This is a genomic window from Apilactobacillus kunkeei (genome assembly GCF_005930975.1).
GTDB classification, from domain to species: Bacteria; Bacillota; Bacilli; order Lactobacillales; family Lactobacillaceae; genus Apilactobacillus; species Apilactobacillus kunkeei_E.
In genome coordinates this window covers 47,575-73,403 of sequence record NZ_VBSE01000037.1, presented here as the reverse complement: position 1 = coordinate 73,403, position 25,829 = coordinate 47,575, and the positions used below count along the sequence as shown (strand labels likewise).

25 protein-coding genes and 1 tRNA gene are annotated in these 25,829 nt (G+C 35.2%); 6 read left to right on the top strand and 20 right to left on the bottom strand.

From position 1 onward, the window contains the following. Positions 1-6 precede the first annotated feature (6 nt). The 4 genes from FD688_RS02780 to recX form a co-directional block, all read right to left on the bottom strand. The gene (locus FD688_RS02780) at positions 7-1,584 is read right to left on the bottom strand and encodes a peptide chain release factor 3 (protein ID WP_138741696.1); all 1,578 of its coding nucleotides are present in this window, start codon (positions 1,582-1,584) and stop codon (positions 7-9) included. Positions 1,585-1,691: 107 nt separating this feature from the next. Then, a complete protein-coding gene (tagD, locus tag FD688_RS02775) occupies positions 1,692-2,102 on the bottom strand; it encodes a glycerol-3-phosphate cytidylyltransferase (RefSeq protein ID WP_034531602.1) in 411 nt (136 codons plus the stop codon). Positions 2,103-2,138: 36 nt separating this feature from the next. Beyond that, a complete protein-coding gene (locus tag FD688_RS02770; RefSeq protein ID WP_138741695.1) occupies positions 2,139-3,248 on the bottom strand; it encodes an AI-2E family transporter in 1,110 nt (369 codons plus the stop codon). Between the two features lie 32 nt (positions 3,249-3,280). Then, positions 3,281-4,084, bottom strand: a complete 804-nt coding sequence (gene recX / locus FD688_RS02765) for a recombination regulator RecX (RefSeq protein ID WP_190242886.1) — start codon at positions 4,082-4,084, stop codon at positions 3,281-3,283. A gap of 79 nt (positions 4,085-4,163) precedes the next feature. On the opposite strand from recX, the gene FD688_RS02760 reads away from it, so the two are divergent. After that, entirely contained in the window at positions 4,164-4,619 is a 456-nt protein-coding gene (locus tag FD688_RS02760; protein WP_176589797.1) for a flavodoxin, read from the top strand. Positions 4,620-4,665: 46 nt separating this feature from the next. Here FD688_RS02760 and FD688_RS02755 read toward each other — a convergent pair whose 3' ends face one another. Continuing rightward, the gene (locus tag FD688_RS02755; protein WP_138741693.1) at positions 4,666-5,556 is read right to left on the bottom strand and encodes a YihY/virulence factor BrkB family protein; all 891 of its coding nucleotides are present in this window, start codon (positions 5,554-5,556) and stop codon (positions 4,666-4,668) included. After that, positions 5,546-6,694, bottom strand: coding sequence for a non-hydrolyzing UDP-N-acetylglucosamine 2-epimerase (gene wecB / locus FD688_RS02750; RefSeq protein WP_318530870.1), 1,149 nt, complete (start codon positions 6,692-6,694; stop codon positions 5,546-5,548). The genes FD688_RS02755 and wecB overlap by 11 nt, the downstream gene beginning before the upstream one ends. 166 nt (positions 6,695-6,860) lie before the next feature. On the opposite strand from wecB, the gene FD688_RS02745 reads away from it, so the two are divergent. Continuing rightward, positions 6,861-7,796, top strand: coding sequence for a glycosyltransferase family 2 protein (locus tag FD688_RS02745; protein ID WP_138741692.1), 936 nt, complete (start codon positions 6,861-6,863; stop codon positions 7,794-7,796). Beyond that, on the top strand, positions 7,796-8,212 hold the full coding sequence (locus FD688_RS02740; protein WP_138741691.1) for a GtrA family protein: 417 nt from the start codon (positions 7,796-7,798) through the stop codon (positions 8,210-8,212). Before FD688_RS02745 ends, FD688_RS02740 begins: the two co-directional genes overlap by 1 nt. A gap of 52 nt (positions 8,213-8,264) precedes the next feature. Here the strand turns inward: FD688_RS02740 and FD688_RS02735 are convergent, their stop codons facing one another. Beyond that, positions 8,265-9,620, bottom strand: coding sequence for a gluconate:H+ symporter (locus FD688_RS02735; RefSeq protein ID WP_138741690.1), 1,356 nt, complete (start codon positions 9,618-9,620; stop codon positions 8,265-8,267). A gap of 285 nt (positions 9,621-9,905) precedes the next feature. Here FD688_RS02735 and rbsU point away from each other — a divergent pair, with 285 nt between their 5' ends. Further along, entirely contained in the window at positions 9,906-10,790 is an 885-nt protein-coding gene (gene rbsU / locus FD688_RS02730) for a ribose/proton symporter RbsU (protein WP_054450288.1), read from the top strand. Positions 10,791-10,837: 47 nt separating this feature from the next. Here the strand turns inward: rbsU and FD688_RS02725 are convergent, their stop codons facing one another. The 11 genes from FD688_RS02725 to FD688_RS02675 all read right to left on the bottom strand — a co-directional run bounded on the left by FD688_RS02725 (position 10,838) and on the right by FD688_RS02675 (position 19,957). Next, on the bottom strand, positions 10,838-11,545 hold the full coding sequence (locus FD688_RS02725) for a response regulator transcription factor (RefSeq protein WP_138741689.1): 708 nt from the start codon (positions 11,543-11,545) through the stop codon (positions 10,838-10,840). Positions 11,546-11,560: 15 nt separating this feature from the next. Beyond that, positions 11,561-12,268 (bottom strand): phosphate signaling complex protein PhoU, encoded by a 708-nt coding sequence (gene phoU, locus FD688_RS02720; protein ID WP_138741688.1) that lies wholly within the window; start codon positions 12,266-12,268, stop codon positions 11,561-11,563. Positions 12,269-12,279: 11 nt separating this feature from the next. Next, positions 12,280-13,035 carry a phosphate ABC transporter ATP-binding protein PstB gene (pstB, locus tag FD688_RS02715; RefSeq protein ID WP_138741687.1) on the bottom strand — a complete coding sequence of 252 codons (756 nt, stop codon included), beginning with the start codon at positions 13,033-13,035 and terminating at the stop codon, positions 12,280-12,282. 9 nt (positions 13,036-13,044) lie between these two features. After that, positions 13,045-13,839, bottom strand: coding sequence for a phosphate ABC transporter ATP-binding protein PstB (pstB, locus tag FD688_RS02710; protein ID WP_138741686.1), 795 nt, complete (start codon positions 13,837-13,839; stop codon positions 13,045-13,047). 12 nt (positions 13,840-13,851) lie between these two features. Further along, the gene (gene pstA / locus FD688_RS02705; protein ID WP_041152894.1) at positions 13,852-14,739 is read right to left on the bottom strand and encodes a phosphate ABC transporter permease PstA; all 888 of its coding nucleotides are present in this window, start codon (positions 14,737-14,739) and stop codon (positions 13,852-13,854) included. A 2-nt stretch (positions 14,740-14,741) separates the two neighbouring features. Next, entirely contained in the window at positions 14,742-15,656 is a 915-nt protein-coding gene (gene pstC, locus FD688_RS02700) for a phosphate ABC transporter permease subunit PstC (RefSeq protein WP_034531582.1), read from the bottom strand. 14 nt (positions 15,657-15,670) lie between these two features. Then, a complete protein-coding gene (locus FD688_RS02695) occupies positions 15,671-16,528 on the bottom strand; it encodes a phosphate ABC transporter substrate-binding protein PstS family protein (protein ID WP_138741704.1) in 858 nt (285 codons plus the stop codon). A gap of 154 nt (positions 16,529-16,682) precedes the next feature. Next, entirely contained in the window at positions 16,683-17,546 is an 864-nt protein-coding gene (locus tag FD688_RS02690) for a phosphate ABC transporter substrate-binding protein PstS family protein (RefSeq protein WP_138741703.1), read from the bottom strand. Positions 17,547-17,688: 142 nt separating this feature from the next. Further along, a tRNA-Arg gene (locus FD688_RS02685) sits at positions 17,689-17,761 on the bottom strand. Positions 17,762-17,812: 51 nt separating this feature from the next. Beyond that, entirely contained in the window at positions 17,813-19,132 is a 1,320-nt protein-coding gene (locus FD688_RS02680; protein WP_138741685.1) for a DEAD/DEAH box helicase, read from the bottom strand. Between the two features lie 75 nt (positions 19,133-19,207). Next, the gene (locus tag FD688_RS02675) at positions 19,208-19,957 is read right to left on the bottom strand and encodes a GH25 family lysozyme (protein WP_138741684.1); all 750 of its coding nucleotides are present in this window, start codon (positions 19,955-19,957) and stop codon (positions 19,208-19,210) included. Positions 19,958-20,176: 219 nt separating this feature from the next. Here FD688_RS02675 and gntK point away from each other — a divergent pair, with 219 nt between their 5' ends. Further along, the gene (gene gntK / locus FD688_RS02670) at positions 20,177-21,727 is read left to right on the top strand and encodes a gluconokinase (protein ID WP_034531577.1); all 1,551 of its coding nucleotides are present in this window, start codon (positions 20,177-20,179) and stop codon (positions 21,725-21,727) included. An 87-nt stretch (positions 21,728-21,814) separates the two neighbouring features. After that, a complete protein-coding gene (locus tag FD688_RS02665) occupies positions 21,815-23,143 on the top strand; it encodes an APC family permease (RefSeq protein WP_054604894.1) in 1,329 nt (442 codons plus the stop codon). Between the two features lie 119 nt (positions 23,144-23,262). Here the strand turns inward: FD688_RS02665 and FD688_RS02660 are convergent, their stop codons facing one another. Both FD688_RS02660 and FD688_RS02655 read right to left on the bottom strand, forming a co-directional pair. Then, positions 23,263-23,934 (bottom strand): type 1 glutamine amidotransferase, encoded by a 672-nt coding sequence (locus FD688_RS02660; protein WP_138741683.1) that lies wholly within the window; start codon positions 23,932-23,934, stop codon positions 23,263-23,265. Positions 23,935-24,034: 100 nt separating this feature from the next. Further along, complete coding sequence (locus FD688_RS02655; protein ID WP_138741682.1) at positions 24,035-25,828, bottom strand: DUF2075 domain-containing protein; 1,794 nt, start codon at positions 25,826-25,828, stop codon at positions 24,035-24,037. Between the last annotated feature and the right edge of the window lies 1 nt (position 25,829).

The window sequence follows — 25,829 nt, the reverse complement described above, 5'->3', positions numbered from 1 at the left end:
TTTTGTTTATAGTTTAGAAGTAAGTTCTACATCTGGATACTTTTCCTTGAACCAACGTTCAGCAAATGAATTTTCGAATAAGAACAATGGATCACCATGACCATCTTTTACCAAGATATTTCTTGAAGAAGACATCTTTTCGTCTAATTGATCAGGGTTAATCCAACGAGCAGTCTTGCTACCCATTGGTTCCATTACAACTTCAGAGTTGTATTCATTTTGCATTCTAAATTGGAAAACTTCGAATTGAAGCTGACCAACCGCACCCAAAATATAGTCACCAGTAGTATAAGAAGTGTAAAGTTGAACAGCACCTTCTTGAACTAATTGTTGGATTCCCTTGTGGAATGACTTTTGTTTCATAACATTCTTTGCAGAAACCTTCATAAATAGTTCCGGCGTAAATTGAGGTAGCTTAGTAAACTTAACATCACGTTTATCAGAGTAGATAGTATCACCTATTTGGAAGTTACCAGTATCGTATAAACCAATGATGTCCCCAGCAACAGCGTTTTCAACATTTTCACGAGTGTTAGCCATGAACTCAGTAACATTAGATAAACGTAGCTTCTTTTGATTTCTTTCCAAAGTAACGTCCATTCCACGTTCAAACATTCCGGAACATACACGCACAAATGCAATACGGTCTCTATGTTTAGGATTCATGTTAGCTTGAATTTTAAAGATGAAACCAGTAAATTGTTCATCCTCAGGTTGTACTTCAACATCGTTTTCGGTTTCGTGTTCACCTGGTTTTGGTGCAAAGTTTAGATATGCATCTAAGAAAGTCTTGACCCCAAAGTTAACCAACGCTGATCCGAAGAATACGGGAGTTTGTTCACCATTCTTAATTTTTTCTTCATCGAATGGATTACCTGCTTCAGTGATTAAATCCATGCTCTCTTTTGCATCTTGGTAAACACTGTCTTCAGCTAACTTGTTGCCTTCTAACAAGTTGCCTTCGTCATCCAATGGTAAGTATGGATTGTTTTCATCTTCGGGGCGGTATAATTCAACACGTTTGTTGTATCGATCATATAGTCCTCTTAAAATTTTTCCTGAACCGATTGGCCAATTCATTGGGTATCCTTCGATTCCCAAAACATCTTCTAATTGACTTATTAATTCCATTGGGTCTCGACTATCACGATCAAGTTTGTTCATGAAGGTAAAGATTGGAATTCCACGCATCTTACAAATTTGGAATAATTTTTTAGTTTGTGGTTCAATCCCCTTGGCAGCATCAATAACCATGACAGCAGAGTCAACAGCCATCAAAGTACGGTAAGTATCTTCTGAGAAATCTTGATGCCCTGGGGTATCTAAGATGTTGATACGCTTACCAGCGTAATCAAATTGCATCACTGAACTTGTAACAGAAATTCCACGTTTCTTTTCAATTTCCATCCAGTCAGATTTCGCAAAGTTTCCAGATTTTTTAGCCTTAACAGTACCAGCTTCACGCACAATTCCACCAAACAATAGTAATTGTTCAGTAATTGTAGTCTTACCAGCATCCGGGTGAGAGATGATAGCAAAAGTACGACGTTTATCAACGCTTTGCTCTAATTTTTTATTACCCATTATTCGAATCCTTCCGTTTTATAATATATAAATATAATTGTAACATATTAAAACAATCTTCCATATGTGAATTAAAAAACATCCCCGATTAAATCGAGGATGTTTTTTTATTTCTTCCAGTCGTCTTCGTCAGTAAGACCTAAGTCTTTTTTGATCTTAGAAGTTGAAATGCCTTCAGTTCTAGGTAGGTAAACGACCTTGCAGTAATCCTTTAAGAAGTCAAATTTACCTTCCCAGTCATCTCCCATAACAAAGATGTCGATGTTGTTATCAACAACGTCTTTAATCTTTTGATCCCAGTTATTTTCCGGAATAACGTGATCAACGTAACGAATAGCTTCTAAAACATACTTTCTATCTTCGTATGAAGTGTAAGCTTTCTTACCCTTTTCAGCGTTGAATTCATCGGTAGAAACACAAACTGTTAAGTCGTCCCCTAATTCCTTGGCACGTTTTAATAAACGAACATGACCCTTGTGTAATAGATCAAATGTTCCATAAGTAATTACTTTTGTCATATTATCTCCTGCTTTATCTCTCTTTGTTTTTATAACTCACTTGTGTGACTGCTCAATCATCCAAATGCTGTATACGTATTGAACCACAACCTTAATAACAGCATATAGTGGAATTGCTAGAATCATTCCCATTAAACCAGCAATATTTCCGGCAGCCATTAAGATAATTATAATGGTAAGTGGATGAATATTCAAAGACTTTCCGATTACATTTGGATAAACTAAATTACCATCCAGTTGTTGAACTATGATTACCACTATTACCACCCATACTAATTCGCTGACACTGTTAGAAAGTGCAACGAATACTGATGGCATAATTCCAATGTATGGTCCAACGTATGGAATAATATTGCAAATTCCAGCGAACACACCTAATAACAATGCATATTTCTGACCAATTAAAACATAGCCAATAGATGTAAATACTCCAACAAACAAACATTCAACCATTTGTCCGCCAATATAGTGAGAAATAGTATCACTCATTTTACCTAATAGCTTAATGGTTCTACGGCGACTTCTTGGTGGTAACATCTTGGCAATGTTTGGAATCATTTTGTGTCCATCTTTTAGCATATAGAATAGTACTACTGGCACTGTAATCATCACAATCACTGCTGACGCAGCGGTAGAAATAATCGATCCAACACTAGAAGTAATACCCCCTAAACTGTGTTGGAAATAATTGTAAACATAGTTTTGAAGTGAAGAAATGTATTCTGATGAATAGAATTTCTTAAAAATCCCCTTTTGACTGTGCACTTCTATATAGTGATTAATATCATCGGCAATTTTGGGTAGATTAGTTACCAAGTTTGTTATCTGAGTTATTAAGCGTGGTAAAAATGATGAAAATAGATATACGATTATTCCAATTAGAAATATGTATACAATCAATATTGCCCAGTTACGGGAAATTCTTTTGGTTTTGCTAATTTTGATTTTCATTAATAAGTTAACCACTGGGTTTAGCATGTAATACAATACTCCAGCGATTAGGATTGGCATAAATACTGCTGAGATAAACATCCCAATTGGGCTGAAAATAAACTCAAGTTTTGTACATATCCAGATAATACTTACGACCAGCAACAATTCCACTGTCCATAAGATTATTGAGGAATTTTTAATTTTGTTAAACATATCCGAAACCTCCACGAAACCATTATACCATTTTATTCATCTATATTTTTCTCATCTATAAACGAATTAATATCATCCATATCAAAACCTTTACGATAAAGAGCTTGTTTGGTCTTCATAATTCTTTGCATTCCATCATACTTACGATTACGATGCCAAATTTTTTCACCCTGTTGTCTCAACAAATCCAATTGATTTTCTTCATCAACCTGAAAATCCATATCTTCCATAACACTCAAAACAACGTCGGTTGGATACCCCTTTTTCATTAATGATATTTTGGTCTTATCTAAACGGTTCTTAAATGCATCTCGCTTATGTTTCTTAAATATTTTATCTGCTTGGATTTGGCAGTTATTAATCATTTCTTCATGTGAATAAAAGTTATTCAAGGCGTTTTCAATCAGTTTTTCGTTGATTTGTTTTTCCTTTAACTTATAAAAGATGTTTGAGGGTCCCTTGTCTTGCTTCTTCACTTCAGTTCTGACATAACTGTCAGCGTAACTTTGATCATTTACTAGTTTTAACTCAACTAGCTTTTGCATTACTGCTGCAATATGTTGTTGATTTTCACTATAGCTTTGGAGTTTCTTTACAACTTCGTTTTCAGTTCTTAATTGGTGGGATAAGAAGTTAATCGCCTTACTGTAAAGTTTAGAAATGTCATCGGCATTTATTAATTCTTCTTTTAATTCATCGTCTACTTCCATTCCCTTAAAGATACGATATTTAATCATTACGTTTTCACTAATTGGAAATGCATATACTCCGTCTAAGTATACATTAAAGCGCCCTTTTCTCTTTTGGGCTTCAATCATGGTAATTTTAGATGCCATTACTCTCACTCCTTTATTTAACATCCCATTTTACATTTGGTATAATTAGTTATCAGATTGCGAAAGGACGTATATTACTTTGAAAGCACATGTAGTTTTTGCAACCATCACAGGTAACAACGAGGATGTCGCTGATATTGTTACTGAAGGCCTAGAAGATTTAGGAGCTGAAGTCACCCAAACCGAAATTTCACAAACAGATGCACAGGATTTTGAAGATGCGGATATCTGTGTCGTTTGTGCATACACCTACAACGAAGGTCACCTTCCAGAAGAAGGGTTAGACTTCTTTGATGACTTAGGTGATTTAGATCTTTCAAACAAGGTCTTTGGTGTTGCTGGTTCTGGTGATATCTTCTACGAAGAATTTTTCAATACTTCAGTTGATGACTTCATCAATCAGTTCAAGAAGACTAACGCTACTCAAGGTTTTGAGGGTGTGAAAATCAACTTGGAACCTGATGAAGACGACATAGAAAAACTTGATGAATTTGCTTCAAGTTTAGTTGATACTTACAAAAAAATAAATGGTTAAAAAGAAAATCGTTGATATTTATCAACGATTTTTTTGTTTTGCAATCTTAGTTTTTCTTATTTGGCATAAATGATTTAATGCTAGGTTTTCTGCCCTTGATTTCAACATTCTTAACATCTTGAACGGATGCATTAATAACCGCCCCTAGTATTAATATCATTCCAATGATGTATAGCCAAAGCATTAAAACAACAAATGTTCCCAGTGCTTTATAAGCATCCACGCTACGTGCGAAATAATGAAGATAAATTGAGAATCCTTTGGATAGAACAATCATACTAATCGTAACAATCAATGATCCCATCCAAACATAACGCCACTTGGTGTTTACATTTGGCACAAAGTAATACATCAAAAGTACCAAAATAAATACTCCGATGATAGTCAATGGATATCTCAACAGAATGAAAAGTCCTACACTCATATTTGATAAACCCATTAGATAAGCTGAGTAGCTAATTATAACTTTTCCAAAACCAAAGAACAGTAAGAAAATACCTAATGACATTACCAACAATAACATCCAGACAAACGAAACAATTCGATTCATCAAATTGCTTACGTTTTTTATTCCATACGACGAGTTAACTGCCCGTTGAAAGGCAGCTAACGCACGACTAGCAGACCAAATAGCTACGATTAATCCAATTGATAGCTTATCAGCATTAGCACCCTTTAAAGCGGAAATGACAATTGGACTCACCGTCTTAAATACCGTTGATGGCAGCAATGGTTCTAGGTAATCTAAAATTTCATATTGGTTAACATGCAACAACTCCAGCAAATTCCCTGCAATGATTGTTGCTGGAAATAGTGATAACAAAGAATAAAATGCAATCACAACAGCTGAATCTGATACGTTAGATTCATTGTAGTGCTTCTTTATGACCAAGAAAAAGTGTTTCCACTTTCTAGCAGTGTCTTTATTAAGCTTCATTACTATCACCGCTTAGTTTATTAGTCGCAAATAATTCTTTAATTGCATCTAAAATTTGTTCAGAAGCAGTGCCATCCCCGTAAGGATTCTTGGCAGTTGCCATCTTCTTATATTCCGCTGTGTCGTCTAGTAATTGGTCAATGCTTGCACTAATCTTTTCAGGATTAGTTCCCACAAGTTTCAACGTTCCTGCATCGACTCCTTCCGGACGTTCAGTGGTTTCTCTTAGTACCAATACAGGTTTACCTAATGAAGGTGCTTCTTCTTGGACTCCACCTGAATCGGTCATGATAAAGTGACTGCGCGCTGCCATGTTATGAAAGTCGACAACATCCAACGGATCAATTAAGTGCACACGGTTTACCCCATCAAACACGCTATGAGCAACAGACTGAACTGCCGGACTCAAGTGAACAGGGTATACGACTTCAATGTCATTTCTATTTAATACTTCTTTTTTAATTGTTTCAAAAGTACGACGCATTGGTTCGCCTTGATTTTCACGACGATGCATGGTTAATAGAATAATTTTATGAGTCTTATCGATATCATCTAACACACTGTGATGATAATTTCTATCAACAGTTTGTTTTAACGCATCAATTGCTGTGTTCCCAGTAATATAGATACGATTTTCTTTTAGGTTTTGTTTTAAAAGATTTTCTTTACTTAATTCTGTTGGTGCAAAGTACACATCAGAAAGTACATCAGTCATTTGACGGTTCATTTCCTCTGGATATGGTGAGTACTTATCCCAAGTTCTAAGTCCAGCTTCAACATGTCCAAGTGGAATTTGATGGTAAAATGCACTCACTGCTGCAGCAAATGTAGTAGTGGTATCCCCATGAACCAAAATAATATCTGGTTGAGCTTCATTAATAATACTGTCTAGTTTGTTAATAACAGTAGTTGTAATTGAACTTAAAGTTTGTTGTGCCTTCATTACGTGTAAATTGTAATCTGCATCAATATGGAAAATATCCATAACTTGATCTAGCATTTCTTTATGTTGGCCAGTCAAAACTGTGATGGGTTGAAACTCATCTAAATTATTTTTCATTTCTAGAATAATTGGAGCCATCTTAATAGCTTCTGGACGAGTTCCAAAGATGGTCATCACTTTAATCGGTTTTTTCAAGATTATGCCTCCACAAAAAATATATTTATTTAATTATAACAAAATAATCCTATGATTGACGATTATAAAAACATCTTAAGAAAAATTTAGTGCTATTCATGAAAAAATTTTTGAAGTATTATGATAGAATAGTAATAATTATGGATTAATGAAGGAGGTTACAATTATGGAAACCATTGGTTTAATTGTACCTTGTTATAATGAGGAACCTTCCATTAAAATCTTTTATGATGAAGTAGAACGTGTTTTTAGCGAAATGCATGCTAATCACATGGATTATAATCATGAATACTGGTTTATTAATGATGGTTCTTCTGACAACACTTTAGAAGAAATTAAAAAATTACGTAAAAATGATGAAAACGTTCATTTTGTATCCTTCTCACGTAATTTTGGCAAGGAATCTGCTATGTCAGCTGGATTAGAAAACGTTGGTGGTGATTATGTTGCCGTGATGGACGTTGACCTACAAGATCCACCTGCATTGCTTGCCCAAATGATTAAGTACATAAAAGAAGACGATTATGACGTCGTTGGATGTGTGCAAAAGAGTAGAAAGCAGAATTTTGTAAGAGCTTTCCTATCTTCTAGCTTTTACAAAGTCATCAACAAAATGTCTGACGTTGAAATCAAACAAAACGTTAGAGATTACAGACTAATGACTCGTCAATATGTTGACAATGTTTTGAGATTAACTGAATACAACCGTTTTACTAAAGGAATATTTAGCTGGGTTGGTTTTAAAACTAAGTACATCGAATACGATGGGGTTGAACGAGCTGCCGGTGAATCACACTGGTCACTATACCAATTATTGGAATATTCATTGGAAGGAATTGTTGACTTCTCTGATGTTCCACTTAAAGTGGCAACCTGGGTCGGCGGAGTTTCCTTCTTCCTTTCAATAATTGGACTTTTATTTGTTATTTTAAGAGCTATTATATTTGGTGGATCCGTATCTGGATGGCCATCATTAGTATCCATCATTTTATTAATTAACGGTGTTCAATTATTCTGTTTAGGAATCGTTGGTAACTACATTGGAAAAATTTACTTGGAAACAAAACACCGTCCTAAATACATTGTGAAAGAGAAAAAATAATGAAAAATTTGTGGAATAAATACAAGCAAGTCATCGCATACTTGTTTTGGGGTGTATTAACCACTGTTATCGATATTGTTGTCGCTTTGGTGCTCTATCGACTACTACCAAACATGGATGTATTCTGGAACACATTAATTGCTTGGATTGCAAGTGTCTTATTTGCATTCTTTACCAACAGAAAATGGGTTTTTCAATCTCAAGCAACTACAGCTAAAGAATACATCACTGAAATGATTTCATTCTTCCTAGGCCGTTTGGCTTCATTAATACTAGAAGAAATCATCTTGATTATTGGTGTTAGTATCATCAGTCAAAACAACTTTGATTTACTTAAAATATTCGGTCAGATTATTGTAATTATCTTTAATTACTTCTGGTCTAAATTCGTAGTTTTTGTTAATCGCAAAGGCTAATAAAAAAGCGATGAGATAAAATTATCTCATCGCTTTTTTTGTACCTAAATTATTAGTGAATGAAAAGACTTAATAGAAGAACCATCAATAATCCCGTAATGGAAATGATTGTTTCTAGAACTGTCCAAATTTTTAATGTTTGTTTTACGTTTAAGTCAAAGTATTCTTTAAACATCCAGAATCCAGCATCGTTAACGTGTGATGCGGCAAGTGATCCAGCACCAATTGCTAGCGCCATTAATACTGGACTTACACTCATTGAGTGCATTAGTGGAGTTACTAATCCAGCGGCTGTCATTCCTGCAACAGTAGCTGAACCTAATGATACACGTAGAATAACAGCGATTAACCAAGCTAGGATGATTGGTGATAAGTTAGCATGACCCATTACGTTTTGAACGGCCTTTCCAACACCACCATCAATTAATACTTGTTTAAATGCTGATCCACCACCGATAACCATTAGAAGCATTGCAATTGATTTAATAGCTTCAGTAACAGTATTTGTGATATCATCCATCTTTTTACCACGATGGAATCCCATAGCCCAGATAGCAAATAATAAAGTAACAATCATTGCAATTACTGGGTTACCAAACATTGCAACAACGGCACCAATACCATGTGGATTTTCAACAGCTTTACCACCATTGAATACCATGTCGTAAACAGTTGAGATAGCCATTAAAATAACTGGTAGCAATGAAGTAAATGCGGCAAGTCCAAAGCTTGGAGTGTCTTTTAAATCATATTTCTTCATTTCACCAAAGGCTGGTAGAGAAGTCTTTACAACAAATGTTTCAGGAGCAACTTTCTTAGCAATCTTTGTATATAAAGGACCAGCTACAATCACACAAGGGATTGCTACAATAATACCTAATAGAAGTGTTTGACCAATATTAGCACCTAATGCTGTTGCAACAGCTGTTGGAGCTGGTTGTGGTGGTAAGAAACCTTGAGTAGCTGATAATGCAGCTGCCATTGGAATCCCTAGATAAACAAATGGAACTTCAGCTTCAAGTGCTACGGCAAATACGATTGGTGTTAATAGAACCAATCCAACTTCAAAGAATAATGACATTCCAATAATAAATGAAGCAACAACGATTGCAAATTGAAGTTTCTTTTTACCGAATAGATCAATTAGTGTTCTGGCAATTCTGTAAGAACCACCTGCATCAGCAACTAGTCGACCAATCATGGCACCAAATCCAAAAACGATAACCAATTCCCCCAAAGAACTTCCGATACCGTTTTTAATGGAAACAGCAATATGTGCTGGGTTCATTCCTAAACCTAAAGCAACAATAACAGATGTAACAATTAATGAAATAAATGTATTTAATTTACATTTAATGATTAGGAACAAAAGCAATAATATCCCTAATACTAAAACAACAAATGGCATATTTTAATACCCCTTCTTTTATTAAAAATATTTTTATGTTTCTTGAATGAAAGCGCTTTACTTTTCTGTAGAAATAATATAACATACTTTTTGGAAAATGAAAACGATTTCATTTAACTTTATGAAACATAGCCCCTAATAAATATGTTATATTACTTTAGGCGTTTTAAAACTTAAGATTTATTTAAGTTTGGATGAAATCTACTCGTTTTCTAACTATGTTAACAACACTTGTGGTAAATTGTTAATTATAGAAATAATATATAATGATAAGGAGGACACGCTTTGAACGCTGTTGCTTTATTAATTGGACTAGGTCCAGTTTTAGGTTGGGGTCTATACCCTACTATTGCTTCATTATTTGGAGGCAAACCTACTAACCAAATTTATGGTTCCACTTTGGGAACACTTATTTTCGCCGCTATTTTTCTTTTAATCTCAGGTAATTCAATTCCGACAGGTATGGATTTTGTATTAGCATTACTTTCCGGTGCTGGTTGGGCCTTTGGTCAAATTATGTCATTTAAGGCATTTGAATTAGTTGGATCTTCAAGAGTAATGCCTATCACCACTGCGTTACAATTAATTGTAACTGCCCTATGGGGTGTATTCGCATTAGGTAACTGGCACTCAGAAACACACCGTATCATTGGTTTCATTGCTTTATTAGTAATTATTATTGGTGCTACTATGACTGCTTGGCAAGAAAACAAAGATACTAAAAGTTCAGCTGACTTAAAGAAAGCAATTGGTCTTTTGGTTATCGGTGTTATTGGTTACTGGGGTTACTCAGCAGCACCACAAGCATCAAGTCACTTAGATGGTATGCATGCGTTCTTCCCTCAAGCTCTTGGAATGTTCTTAGTTGCTGTTGTATACTGCTTGTTCCACGTTAAGAACAACAATGTATTTGCTAGTAAGACTTCCTATCTACAAATCATTTCAGGTTTCTTCTTCGGATTTGCCGCTTTAACTTACCTAATCTCCGCAGAACCTAAAATGAATGGTTTAGCTACTGGTTTCGTGTTATCACAAACATCTGTTGTGTTAGCTACTTTAACTAGTATCTACTTCCTACACCAACACAAGACTAAAAAAGAAATGGTTGTTACAATAATCGGTTTAGTAATCATTATTCTAGCAGCTGCAGTTACTGCATTCTTAAACTAATAAAACCTAAAAAAAAATCCCGCTTGGAAATTCCAAGCGGGATTTTTTTATTGTAGTACATATCCGAATCCACGGACCGTTTTAATTTCAACGTCATTTTCGGGTAAGTCTTTAAGCTTATCTCTAACATGACTAACGTGCATATCAACAATACGAGAAGATATAAATGAATCTCCATCGTCTCGATCTTCACGCCAGACACCATTAAATATTTGTTCACGACTTAATACCTGGTCATGGTGTCTGATTAGATAATAAAAGATGTTAAATTCCTTCGGTGTAAAGTTTAAAACCTCTCCCTTATACTTTACTTGGAAATGCTTCAAACTAATCTCAAAGTCCTTAAAATGCTCTTTACGTTTAGCTTTATCGGTATTCTCTAACATCTCATCATAAATTTTGACACGCTTTAGTGTTCTTAACATGATTCTTTGGGCATCAACGTAATCACTGAAGTAATCATTAACCCCTAATTCAAAACAATCTCTTTCTTTTTGATCATCATAATGGTCATCAAAAGTAACAATAGGGCCTGAGAATGTCTTAGTAACTTGTTCAATCAACGTTTTGACGTGATTAAAGTCATCAAAGATTGATAAATCAATAATAACAGCAAAAACGTTATCTTTTTTAGCCATAATTTCGATATCTTCGTCATCACTAACGCTATTAACGAAATATTCATCTTGCAACGCTAATTGACTTACATCAGCGGCTAATCTTAATTGTTTTGTTACTAACAACAGACTTTGCATCCCATCTAAACCTCCCTATTTTGGATTGCTTTTTAGTTCCTTGGCAATCAATTCTGGCTCAATCTTACCAGGATTTAATTCGACTATCTTACCAGTAGCATTATATACAATCCATTCTGATAAGTTAACGATATGATCCCCAATACGTTCTAGGTAACGAACTACCATTAAATAGATAGTTGCTAGTTCAATTTTATCACTATTCTTTTCCATTTCAGAAACGATTAAGTTTTTAGCTAAAACAAACTTCTTATCAATTAAAATATCTTCTTGTGCAACTAGCTTTGCAGCTTCTTGATCAGAATGAACATAAGCATCTAATGATGATTCTAGCATTCCCCTAATCTTTAATGCCATTTGATTAATAGCTTCGTTGACTTCTGGAATACGACTTTCTGTGTTGATACGAAGAGTTTCTCTGGCGATTGATGATGCGTGATCCCCAATTCGTTCCAAGTCAGAACTAGCCTTTAATAAAGTGATGATTGAACGGAAGTTAGACGCAACTGGTTGTCTTAATGCAATTAAGTTTAGTGCTTCTTTTTCTAGGTCCACTTCTTCGTCATTAACCTTGCTATCACGATTAACAATTTCGGTAGCTAGTTTTTGGTCGTTTTCAGTGAAGGCCTTGATTGATTGGTAAATTTGATCAGAAACATTAATTCCCATCTTCATGTAGGTCTTTTGTAGTACTTTTAGTTTGTCGTTAAATGTTTGACTCATAATCAGCTCTCCTATCCGAATTCTCCATTTAAGTAGTCACTAGTTTGTTGCTTGTCAGGATTTAAGAACATCTTAGAAGTCTTGTTGTATTCAATTAAATCCCCATTTAGCATGAATGCTGTCTTGTCAGCAATTCTTGATGCTTGTTGCATGTTGTGTGTAACGATGATAATTGTAAAATCTTTCTTTAATTCTAACAGAGTATCTTCAATCTTGGCACTTGAGATTGGGTCTAGCGCACTGGTAGGTTCATCCATCAAAATAATCTTAGGTTTTACCGCCAACACTCTGGCGATACAAATTCTTTGTTGTTGACCACCTGAAAATGATAATGCGTTCTTGTTTAAATCATCCTTTACTTCATCCCAAACAGCAGCTTGCTTTAGACTCTTTTCAACTACTTCATCTAAAACTTTTTTATCTTTAACACCGGCAATTCTTAATCCATATGCCACGTTGTCATACACAGAGAATGGAAATGGGTTTGGTTGTTGAAATACCATCCCAATTTCTTTTCTTAATTCGGTCATATCGGTAGTTGGTGCATAAATGTCTCGATCACCAATTTTGAAACTACCAGTAACGGTTGTGTTATTTCTTAAATCATTCATACGGTTTAAACATCTTAGAAATGTTGATTTACCACAACCAGATGGCCCGATTAAAGCAGTAATTTCGTTTTGTTCAAACTCAATGTCAAAACCATGTAATGCTTCTTTTTCACCATAGTATAAATGAACGTTTTCTGTTCTTAAAATAGAAGTCATGTAATTCACCTACCCGAAGTTTCCTGAAATATAGTCTTCTGTTGCTTGCATCTTTGGTCTGGTAAAGATGTGAGAAGTTTTGTTGAATTCAATTAAATGGCCTTGGTGGAAGAATGCAGTATAATCACTCATTCTAGAAGCCTGTTGCATGTTATGAGTAACAATGATGATTGTGTATTTTTCCTTCAAACGATTTAAAGTATCTTCAATTTTTGAAGTCGAGATTGGATCCAGCGCTGATGCTGGTTCATCAAGAAGTAAGACATCTGGTTTCATAGCAATCGCACGGGCGATACATAAACGTTGAGCTTGACCACCTGATAGTGATAGCGCACTTTCATCTAGTTTATCCTTTACTTCATCCCACAAGGCAGCCTCTTTTAGGCTGGTTTCAACACGTTCATCTAATTCCTTTTTGTCCTTGATACCATGCTTCTTAAGTGCAAACGTGATATTTTCACGAATTGACTTAGCAAATGGGTTCGGACGTTGGAACACCATTCCGATGTGTTTTCTTAATTCATAAACATTAATCTTATCGTCGTTGATATTTACATCACGGTACATAATATCGCCGTCGACAGTTGCCACGTTATCGTTCATTCTGTTGATTGAACGAAGAAAAGTTGACTTACCTGATCCAGATGCACCAATCATGGCAGTAACTTTAAAACGAGGAAATGATAGTGATACGTCAAAAATTGATTGGTGTTCACCATAAGAAACGTTTACATGGTGAGCTTCAATTGCATTCTCGACTGCGAAGTCACGTACATATTGTTGATTTAAATTGTAGTTTTTCATGTTAAACCTTCCTTACTTGCTTGAGGTCATTTTCTTGTACAAACGGTTTCCAATCCAGTGTGCGAAAATGTTAAATAGTAAAATTACGATAATTAATACGGCTGATGAACCACTTGAAATGGCATTAGCATCAGGAGTGATTCCTTCTGAGTTAACCTTCCAAATATGAACGGCCAGCGTTTCAGCAGGACGTAGTGGATTCAAGAAACTAGTGTCTGAGAAGATATTCCAGTTAGTGTAATCCACGAATGGAGCACTTTGACCAGCTGTGTAAATCAATGCGGCAGCTTCACCGAATACTCTACCGGCACTTAGGATAATCCCTGTGATGATTCCAGGAACTGCAGCTGGTAGGATGATACCAGTGATTGTCTTCCATTGTGATAAACCAAGTGATAGTCCAGCTTCTCTTTGTAGTGATGAAACTGATTCTAATGATGTTTCAATGTTTCTTGTTAATAGAGGTAAGTTGAAAAATGTAAGTGCAATCGCACCTGATAGAATTGAGAATCCCATTCTCATTTGAACAACGAATAATAGGTAACAGAATAGTCCCACAACAACTGATGGAAGTGAACTTAATACTTCAATGGTTGTCTTAATGATTTCAGTAAACCAGTTCTTAGGAGCGTATTCAGCTAGATAAATTCCGGCACCTAAGGCAATTGGAAATGAAATGATTAATGTAAGAACTAATAGGTAGATTGAGTTAAATAGTTGATCTCTAATTCCCCCACCAGCTAAGAATGATTGTGCTGGGCTGGTTAAGAAGTGCCATGAGATGTGAGGCACACCGGTTACCAAGATGTAACCAATTAATGCTGCTAGAATTGCAACAACTAGAATTACTAATCCGTAAATCACGCCGGTCGCAATTTTATTAACTACTTTTGGATTCATAATTAGAACTTACCTCTCTTTCCAATTAACTTAACCAAGATGTTAAAGAATAGTGACATTAGAAGTAGCACTAAGGCTAATGACCATAAAGCATTGTTGCCTAGAGTTCCCATGACAGTGTTACCAATTCCGGTAGTTAATTGACTTGTTAATGTTGATGATGGTGTAATCAAGTTCTTAGGCATTAGGATGGCATTACCAATTACCATTTGTACGGCTAATGCTTCACCGAATGCTCTGGCCATTCCAAAGATGATGGCTGTTAAGATACCTGGTGTTGCTGATCTTAGAATAACCTTGTAGATTGTTTGCCAACGAGTGGCACCTAAAGCAAGTGATGCTTCAGATAAGTGCTTTGGTACGGCGTTTAGACTATCAACAGTTAGTGATGTGATGGTTGGAAGAACCATGACGAACAATACTAATGTTGCTGATAGAATCCCGAAACCAGTTCCACCAAATAAAGTTCTAACGATTGGAACAATGATGGTTAATCCGATAAAACCATAAACTACCGAAGGAATCCCAACTAGTAATTCGATAACAGTTTGTAGGAACCCACGACTCTTCTTAGGACCAATTACTGTCATGTAAATACCAGCCGCAATTGCAAATGGTGTTGCAAGCAATGCAGATAAGAAAGTAACACTAAATGATGTCACGATCATTGGTAGTGCCCCTACTTCAGGTTTACCATCTTTTCCGATTGTTGAAGGTGACCAATCTTGTCTACTGATAAAATCCCACAAGTTAACGTGGTTATCAGTAAAGGTAGAAATTCCTTTTGAGATGATGAAGTATAAAATTAAAGCCACCAAGACGACGATTGCTGAAATACTAATGAAACTTAAAGTACGACCAAATCTTTCTTGGCGTGTTTCCTTAGATGGCATTAATATTTTCTTATTAATTTCCATGAGTCTTCCTCCAATTAATTGATTACTTTATTGTTAGCATCCTTTTTAACTTTCATATCACTGATACTAATGTAACCTAATTTCTTTACTAAACCTTTTTGCACTTCTGCTGAATTCATGTATGCCAAGAACTTCTTAGTGTTATCACTAACCTTTTTGGCTGTGTACATATGTTCATATGACCAAATCTTCCAAGCGTTTGTCTCTACATTCTTATCTATAGGTTTAACGTTATCAATTGATAGTGATTTAATGGTCTTGTCGACAAACGAGAATGATAGGTAACTGATTGCTCCAGGAGTAGTAGCAATGATTCTTCTAACGGTTCCATTTGAATCTTGTTCCTGTGCCTTTACGGTACTGTGGCCATCCATTACATTCGCTTCAAATGTATTTCTGGTACCACTACCCTTCACACGGTTAATGACTTCGATTGGAATATTTTTACCGCCAACTTGTTTCCAATTGGTAATCTTGCCTTCGAAAATCTTTTGCAAATTCTTCATGCTAATATTTTTAATTCCGACCCCCTTGTTAACGACGGGGGTGATTCCAACTACCGCGACTTGATGATCCACGATGTCTTTGGATTTAATTCCCTTTTGGTTCTCAGCGAACACATCAGAATTACCGATTGTCACTGCTCTAGATTGCAATTGACTCAAACCTGTTCCGGAACCACCACCTTGAACCGTAATTGATAGATTCTTGTGTTCCTTTTGATAATCGTTAGCCGCCTCTTCTACTAAAGGTTGTAAGGCTGTTGAGCCAACCGCTGTAATTTTATCGTTTGACGCAGAGCTAACTCCGCACGCTGTTAATACTGTCCCTGCGAATAAGACTGCCGATGTCATAATCGCTAACTTTTTAATTTTTATCATAATAAAATCATCCTTTTTTAATTTACAAAACTAAGTATAACGATTTAATGTAAATCTAATTTAGATTTTTTGTAAATTTTATGTAAATTTTAGAAATGGGTACAAAAAAAGACCAGTTTTATTAAACTGATCTCTTAAAATTGGTTTATTTTACGATTTTGTTATTACTATCTTTGGTTACTTTCATGTCTGAGATACTGATGTAACCTAGCTTATTAACTAAAGTCTTTTGAACTTTACCAGATTCAACGTACTTGATAAATTTAGTAGCGTTTTTATCTGCGGTTTTTGGTGTATACATGTGTTCATATGACCAAATCTTCCAAGCGTTAGTCTCTACGTTCTTGTCTGTTGGTGCAACATTGTCGATTGATAGTGGTTGAAGACTACTGTCAATGAATGAGAATGCTAGGTAACTAATTGCTCCAGGAGTTGATGAAACAATTTTCTTAACTGCACCATTAGAATCTTGTTCTTGGGTTTGGATAGCTGAAGCTCCATTCAAAACGTTACTTTCAAAAGTAGCTCTGGTTCCACTTCCCTTTACACGATTGATAACATCAATCTTTTGGTTTTTACCCCCAAGTTCTTTCCAGTTGGTAATCTTACCAGTAAAAATCTTTTTTAGATTTTCTAGTGAAATATTCTTAACTCCAACACCCTTGTTAACAACCGGTGCCATACCAACTACAGCAACCTTGTTATCTTTTAACTTACTAGCGTCAATCCCACTTTGTTTTTCCGCAAAAACGTCAGAATTACCAATAGAAACACTCTTGGATTGAACTTGGCTTAATCCTGTTCCAGATCCACCACCTTGAACAGAAATGTTAACACCTGAATTATCTTTTTGATAATCCTTTGCTGCCTGTTCCACTAATGGTTGTAAAGCAGTTGAACCAACAACTGATACATCCCCGCTAGCCTGTGAACCACTTATACTACCACAGGCAGCTAATAGTGAAGCTGAAACCAAAACAACTGAAGCAATTGATAGAACCTTATTCATTTTAATCATATCAATATCTCCTAACCAATATTTTATGTTACAAGCTTAGTATATCGATGGTTTGTAAATTTAAAGTTATTTTCATGTAAAAGTTATGTAAATATAAAAAAAGCACTAACATTTAAAATGCTAGTGCTTTTTATGACCCCACTCGGAATCGAACCGAGATCAGCCGCTTAGGAGGCGGTCGCCCTATCCAGTTGTGCTATGGAGTCATTAAACGACAATTAATATTGTCGCATTTTAGTAAATTAATGTAAAGCTCTTTAATTATGCTTATTATTGTTTTTACGCCATTTGTTACGCATACCTTTATTCTTGGTGTGTTTATTTTTCTTGACGCGTTTTTTTGGTGCTGGGTTGGAAACCACTTGTTTTTTAACCTTCTTAACACGAGGTTTGGTTGATTCATCCTTAGATGGCTTGTCGTTATTGGTTGTTTTTTCAACAACTTCAACAACTTTTTCAGCAGTCTTTGGAACAGACTTTACAATCTTATTCTTGTAGAAGTAACTTGGCTGAAAGTTAAAGTCATAATCGGATAACAAGTTCTTCAAGTCTCTTAAATCATGGTCATCACCGAAATTAATTACCATGCCGTCTTCACCCATTCGACCGGTTCTCCCTACACGATGAACATAGTCGATGGCTTCATCAGGTAAATCATAGTTAACAACCGCCGGTAGCTTAGCAATATCCAAACCACGCGCCGCAACATCAGTAGTTAGTAGTAACTTGATACGCCCTAATCTGAAATCATCCATGGCCTTTTGACGCTTTGTTTGATTTTGATCAGATGTTAGCTTTGCCACTCCTTGATAGTGATTATGAACGAAGAAACTATAGGTCTTATTCAAATCAACGGTTTGATTGAAGAAAACCAATGCTTTGAAACCAGCAACGTGTTGTAAACGTGCCAACATCTTATTTCTATTCTTTCGTAAAACATTCATCAAGCCATGTTCAACGTGTCCTTGTGTTTTGTCTTCTTCTCGAACGTCGACCTTTTTAATCTCACGGTTACCAAACCAACCTGATAATTGTTCTAGAATTGGTGTGGCTGTTGCTGAGAAGAATTCCAATTGAACATCTGACATCATAGAAGAAACAATGTCCCTAACGGTAGTCAGAGTCTCACCTTGTAATAAGTCATCAGCCTCATCAATTATAATAGTAGAAAAAAGATGTGTTTTTAATTTTTTATCATCGATTAAATTCTTTATTCTACCTGCTGTCCCAACAATTACTTCGGGATGTTTTTTCAAACGTTCCATTTGACGTTTAATGTTGGCTCCACCAGTTAGAGCTAACACTTTCATTCCACGCAAATTAGCCCAATTTCTAGCTACCTTTGCAGTTTGAATTGCTAGTTCTTGAGATGGTTCGATGATTAGTAATTGTGAACCACCTTCAGGTTCTAGAATTTCGATGCTTGGAATTAAAAATGCAACTGTTTTACCGGATCCGGTTGGTGATAGTCCTAATACACTATCATGGTTCTTGATAATTGGATAGACGCGCTCTTGAATCAGCGTCTGTTTGTCATATCCAAGCTTGTTAAAATACTTTTGAAATTGTTCTAACATTCTGGGTTCCCCTACTTAAATTCGAATTAATATATGTTCTATTTTAGCAAATATCTTCATTAATATCGATGTTTATTAACGGTCTTGATTCTTCAATAGGTACTGTTGCCAACCTTTCTTGTTACCATTAAAGGCAATTTGATTAACATAGACGTTTGAACCATCGATATTAATTTTCCTATTATTCTTCACTTCGATAAAATTAGCCCGTTTATTATTAACGTTTCCGCTAAAGAACTGCACATCATGTTCTACTTTCTCGTCTAATCGATTGAAGACACTCGTGCTACTTCTTACAACTACGTTGGTGTCATAGTATTTATGAACCATGTAAATGAAATCAGAAAGTCGATGAACTTGATCATCAGATAAAGGTGAAGTCACCTCTACTAATGGCGGTAATGTCCCGTAATCATCGCCAACTTCTCGTGTAAAGTTCTTCAATTGATCCTTAATCGCCGTTTGTGTACTAAAAACGTGGTAAGAACCAACTTGCAAACCAGATCCCTGGCTGCGTTGAAAATTATCACTAAAGTCATCATCTGTATATGTGGCACCTTGACTGGCACGAATATAGACAAATTTTTGGCCGGTATTGGCTAGGGTCACAAAATCAATATACCCATTAGATTGGCTAATCATGATTCCCTTAACTTGATACTTATTAATCATATTATTCTCATAGTTTTGGTATGAAACATAGCTAAAGATGGAACCAAATAACACAATTAAAATTGCAATTAACCATGCATATTTTTTGAAAAACTGGCCGTATTTTTTAGTAGGCTTTGGTTTTTGATGATACAAAGACATTCTGGTATCCATTCACTCACCTCTTTTGTACAATATCCTTATTATAATCATAATGACTGCAAATTACTATAAAACACGTTAAAACACTTGAATCGACCATTTGTTTTCAATATAATGAAAGCGGTAACTAAATAAATTAGTGATGACTTTTTATGTGGATTTTATTATAATAGTTAACATTATTAAAAAAATAATTAAGTCTCTCTTTTTAGATCGAAAGGAAGTTATGTTATGAACTACATCATTGGTGTTGATATTGGAACAACCAGTGTAAAAACTGTTTTGTACGATACCGATGGAGAAGTTAAGGGATACTCAAACGATGGTTATCCTTTATACCAAGATACTCCAGATATGGCCGAAGAAGATCCAGAAGAAATCTTCTCTGCCATGCTTGCAGGTCTAACTGAAGTTTTACGTAAGGCTGACCTTAAACATGGTACATTGAAGGGTATCTCATTCTCATGTGCTATGCACAGTTTGATTTTACTTGATGAAAACCACAAACCATTAACTCGTGCTATTACATGGGCTGATAACCGTGCCGTTAACTACGCTGACCAACTAAAGGAAAGCGGTAAGGCTAAGGAATTATATGAAAAGACTGGTACTCCAGTTCACCCTATGACTCCTCTAACCAAGTTAATGTGGTTGAAGAATGAAAGAAAAGATGTATATGACAAGGCTGCCTACTTCGTAGGTATCAAGGAATACATCCTATACAAACTATTTGGTGAATTAAAAGAAGATTACTCAATTGCCAATGCTACTGGTATGTTCAACATCTTCAAGATGGATTGGGACGAAGAAGCACTTGAATTAACTGGTGTATCACGTGACCAACTTCCTGAACTAGTTGACACTACATACCAATTCAAAGGACTAAACAAAGCTTACGCTAACGTAATTGGTATCGATGAAGATACCCCATTCGTTATCGGTTCTTCAGATGGTCCATTAGCTAACCTTGGTGTTAATGCTATTAAGCCAGGTGTTCTAGCTGTTACAATTGGTACTTCTGGTGCCGTTCGTGTCGTTACTGACAAACCTGTTATTGATCCTAAGGGTCGTGTCTTCTGTTACTACTTATCAAAAGACAAATGGGTTGTCGGGGGACCTGTTAACAACGGTGGTATCGTCTTCCGTTGGGTAAGAGATCAACTATGTGCTCCTGAAAAGGTTACTGCTGAACAAATGCACATGGATTCATACGACCTATTAACTGAAATTGCTTCACAAATTCCAGCCGGTTCTGATGGATTACTATTCCACCCATTCTTAGGTGGTGAACGTGCACCTATCTGGGACGCTAACGCTCGTGGTTCATTCTTTGGTTTAACTCGTATCCACACTCGTGCTCATATGATTAGATCAGCTCTAGAAGGAATCGTATTTAACCTATACACTGTTAGTCTTGCCTTAGAAGAAGTTATTGGTAAACCAACAAGTATCCAAGCTACTGGTGGTTTTGCTCGTTCAGAACTATGGCGTCAAATGTTAGCTGACATCTTCGAACAAGATGTTACTATTCCAGAAAGTTTTGAAGGTACTGCTTTAGGTGCTGCCACATTAGGTATGTACTCATTAGGTATCATTGATGACCTAGAAAAGGTTAAAGACTTCGTTGGAGTAACTAACGCCCACAAGCCAAATCCTGACAACTACAAAGTTTACCGTGAATTAGCTCCTATCTACATTCGTTTGAGTCGTCAACTTCAAACTGAATACAAGAACATTGCTGAATTCCAACGTAAACACGATGTTGAAAGCGAAGACAAATAATAACTAATATTATTTATTAAAAAGGTTGGGTGTCTATTTAGACCCCTTCCTTTTTTATATTAAAAATTATCTAGGAGGATATTCGTCATGCAAGAAAACGAACTAAAACGTGGAATTGGCATGATGGCGGCTCTTTCAACAGTGATGGGAACTGTTATTGGTGCTGGTGTGTTCTTTAAAACTGCCAGTGTTGTTAATAGCACCCACTCATTTACATTAACTGTTTTAGCATGGATTGTTGGTGGTTTATTGACCATCTGTGCTGGTTTAACTGTATCTGAATTAGCTGCTGCCATTCCTAAGACCGGAGGAGCCATTAAGTATCTAGATTATACCTATGGTCCGCTAACCGGTTTCTCAATGGGTTGGGCTCAAATATTGGTCTACTACCCTGCTAATATTGCCGCTGAAGCAATCATTTTCTCAACACAATTAATTAATCTATTCCATTTAAATCCTAGCATCCTAAACCCAATGGCAATCATTGTGGCATTGAGTGTGTTATTCATTAACTTATTGGGATCAAAAATTAGCGGAAACGTTCAAACAGTTGCACTTATTTGTAAGTTAATTCCAATTATTTTAATTGCTATTTTTGGTTTATTTATTCCTGGTGCTGTTCACGTTTCCTTCTTACCAATTAGTCCAAGTAATCACGCCAACGTTTGGACTGCCTTTGGTTCAGGTTTATTAGCAACTATGTTTGCTTACGATGGTTGGATTGGTGTTTGTGACGTTGCTGGTGAAATTAAGAACCCTAAGAAAAACTTACCAAAAGCTATTATTATTGGTCTAAGTTTGATTATGGTAATTTACACATTGGTAAACGTTGCATTTCTAAAAACATTACCAATTGATCACATTGCTGGTAACCAAAACACGGCGTCTGAAACTGCTATCAAGCTATTCGGTGAATTCGGTGGTAAGTTAGTTACTATCGGTATTCTAGTTTCAGTTTATGGTTCCTTAAATGGTTACACACTATCAGGAATGAGAATTCCTTATGCAATGGGTCAAAGTAAGTCCCTTCCATTTAGTGATTGGTTTGCTAAACTTTCTAAGAAAACTCGCGTGCCATACACTTCTGGAATCTTCCAATTCGTAATCGCAATTTTAATGATTTTCGCGGGAAGTTTCGACTTATTAACTGACATGTTAGTGTTTGTTATGTGGATATTTAACTGTCTACTATTCATTGCCGTATTTAAACTTCGCCGTAAAGAACCTGAAATGATTCGTCCATATAAGGTTCCTTGGTACCCAATCGTGCCAATTATAGCGTTGGTTGGTGGTGTGTTCATCCTAGCCGAAACACTAATTACACAAACTGGTTTAGCTCTAGTTGGATTACTATTAACACTAATTGGAATTCCAGTTTACTACCTACAACAAAGACATTTGAAGAACAGTAAATAATAAAAAAGCATTCGATTAAGTTCGAATGCTTTTTTTCGTATTAATTTATTGATTGAAGCAATTTTAATATACGGATAGTCTATTTATATTAATGATTAATACATCTTCAAATATAGCGATTATTTGCCTTTAGAGATGTAATCTAAGATTGCATACATCACTTGTTTATTTTCTTTTGGCACTGGTCTAGCTAAGATATCTTCATTGGTTTGATTTAAAGCAGATCCTGCAACGTACTTATTGTCGTTGGTAACAATTTCTCTAACTTCGTCAGTACCTAGTTCAAAGTGGAATTGTAAACCAACAATTCTTTCACCAATAATGAATCCTTGGTTTTCCACCAAATCACTGGAGAATAATAATTCCCCATTCTTAGGAATCTCAAACATTTCACCATGCCAATGCATTGCAGTAAGCTTGTTGTAAATTCCAGGAATGCGTTCGGATCTTAAGTATACAGGCGCCCATCCTACTTCCTTAGCCATTGAAGTAGTAATCTTGGCACCAAATGTTTTGGCAATTTGTTGTGCACCAAAACAAGCACCGTAGATTGGAACATCTTTTTCAGCGAGTTCTCTAATAATATCACGTTCGAACTCAATCCAATCAATATCATCGTTAACGCTCATTGGACCACCCATAATAATTAACATATCAGTTTCATCTACCTTTGGTAGAATACCAAATTGGTATGGATGATAGATATAAACATCATGTCCCCTGTCATGTGCCCAATCTAAAATTGAACCTGGTCGTTCGTTTGGAGTATGTTGAATAATATTAATACGCATTATCTTCGCCTACTTTTACATTCATTTTTTATAAAAAATAATATATAACAAAAAACATGAGAGTGCAAAAAAGACACCTGAGTGGAGGTGTCTTTTTAATTTACTTACTTTGTCGCAGTAGTTCTTTTCTTAGTTCGTCATCAACTGCATAAATGAATAGTCCATGAACACCACGTTTTAATAATACGTTAAGCTGGTTTCGAATTAACTCTGACGATACATCCTTTTTTTCATCATTTTTTAAAGTTCTCCTACCAGTCACTTTTTTGTCATAACTTTCTGATTTATCATAAACTATTTTACCATCTCTAAACTTGACAGATGGTCCAATAATAACCCCACAATAGTTAAGATCAAATCCTTGAATTGTAAATGTTGATCCAACTTCATTTATTGTTTGTGGTTGTTCAGCCCAAGATAATCCTTTATATTTTTTTTCAACGGGTAGCTGATTATTCCATGGTAAATTAAATTTATCACCAATTTTAACACGCCATAAGTCCGCAAATTCATTTCCATTTTCTAATTTAATTATATTCTTCTTATTTTTAATATATTTCCAATCATACGTTGCAACTAGTCTAGATAAACCTTTAGTTAATGATTCTATATTATCATTATGCTTCTTGATTTCATTATACATATCATTAACATTGCCAAATACTCTTAAATCATATTTTTCGTCATTAGGAATCTTATTAATTTCATTCTTAGTAACAATATCTTCAATCCAATTGATCGTTTCTTTTGAAGCAACCATTCTGTTTTGATCCGATAATTCGATTAAGTTATTATTTTTTTTAGCATTCGTTATTAATGTATCATAGTAAGTTTGTTCTAAGTATCCATTATTTTTTAATACTTGCATTGGATCTAAAACCGCCACTACAACATTTGAAACGTTCATTATATCACCCAATTGATTTTTACCTTGATATGACTGATTACCTTGTGTGAATAATAAATGAGCTTCATCAATTAATGAAATATCAACTTTATTTTGTTTACCTTTATTAATTTCGTCAACTAGATGTTGATTCAAAAACATAGTTGGCTTATTAGCAATACTATCACCCATCTTAGTCTTAATTCCAATTTTTGAAGCTATATTTTCATAAACTTTTACCTGTTCATCATGATTAACAAGTATGTACGCTTCTTGGTTATCAGGTTTATTAAGCTCCGAAAATAAAGAACTTAATAAGACTGTTTTTCCTGTACCAGCAGAACCCTTAATAATAATCAAATTATCAGTACTATCTCCATTCCTGATTTTTTTGATTTTATCAATTATTTTATCTCTAGCATTTAGTTGCTCATCTGTTAATTTGTGAAATGGAGACGCTTTAAAAATTGCGGAATTGGTAATATCATCAACACTTGGGAATATATTTTCATTTCTTTTAGATAGTTCATCCCAAATGTTCTGAAATATGTCTCTAAAGTGATCTCTTGTGAAATATAAATCTTGGTCATTGGATCTACGATTATTCAATTCACCAATAGCATCATCACTAAGTAAATATTTCATCAATTGATTTTCAACATCAAGAGTTAATGATTTATTGAACTCTTTATGAGCAATAACAATTATTTTAGCATCATTAGAATTATTTAATTCTGTCCAATCTGTTCTATCTTCTGACTCACTATTTAAATGTTCCTCAGTTCTTCGAACTATATTATTGGTTTCTCCAACATATGCTTTAAATTGTCCAAATTTTTTTCTATTACCACGAATTTTATCTATAACTATGTATACAGTTGGAAATCTAGTTATTAATTCATGCTCTTCATCAGTATTATTTTGTTTCAAAATTTCTTGTTCTATGTCACTATTAATACTGTAATCATATTTTCTAATGATTGGTTTAGCTATTTCGCTATTAGACATT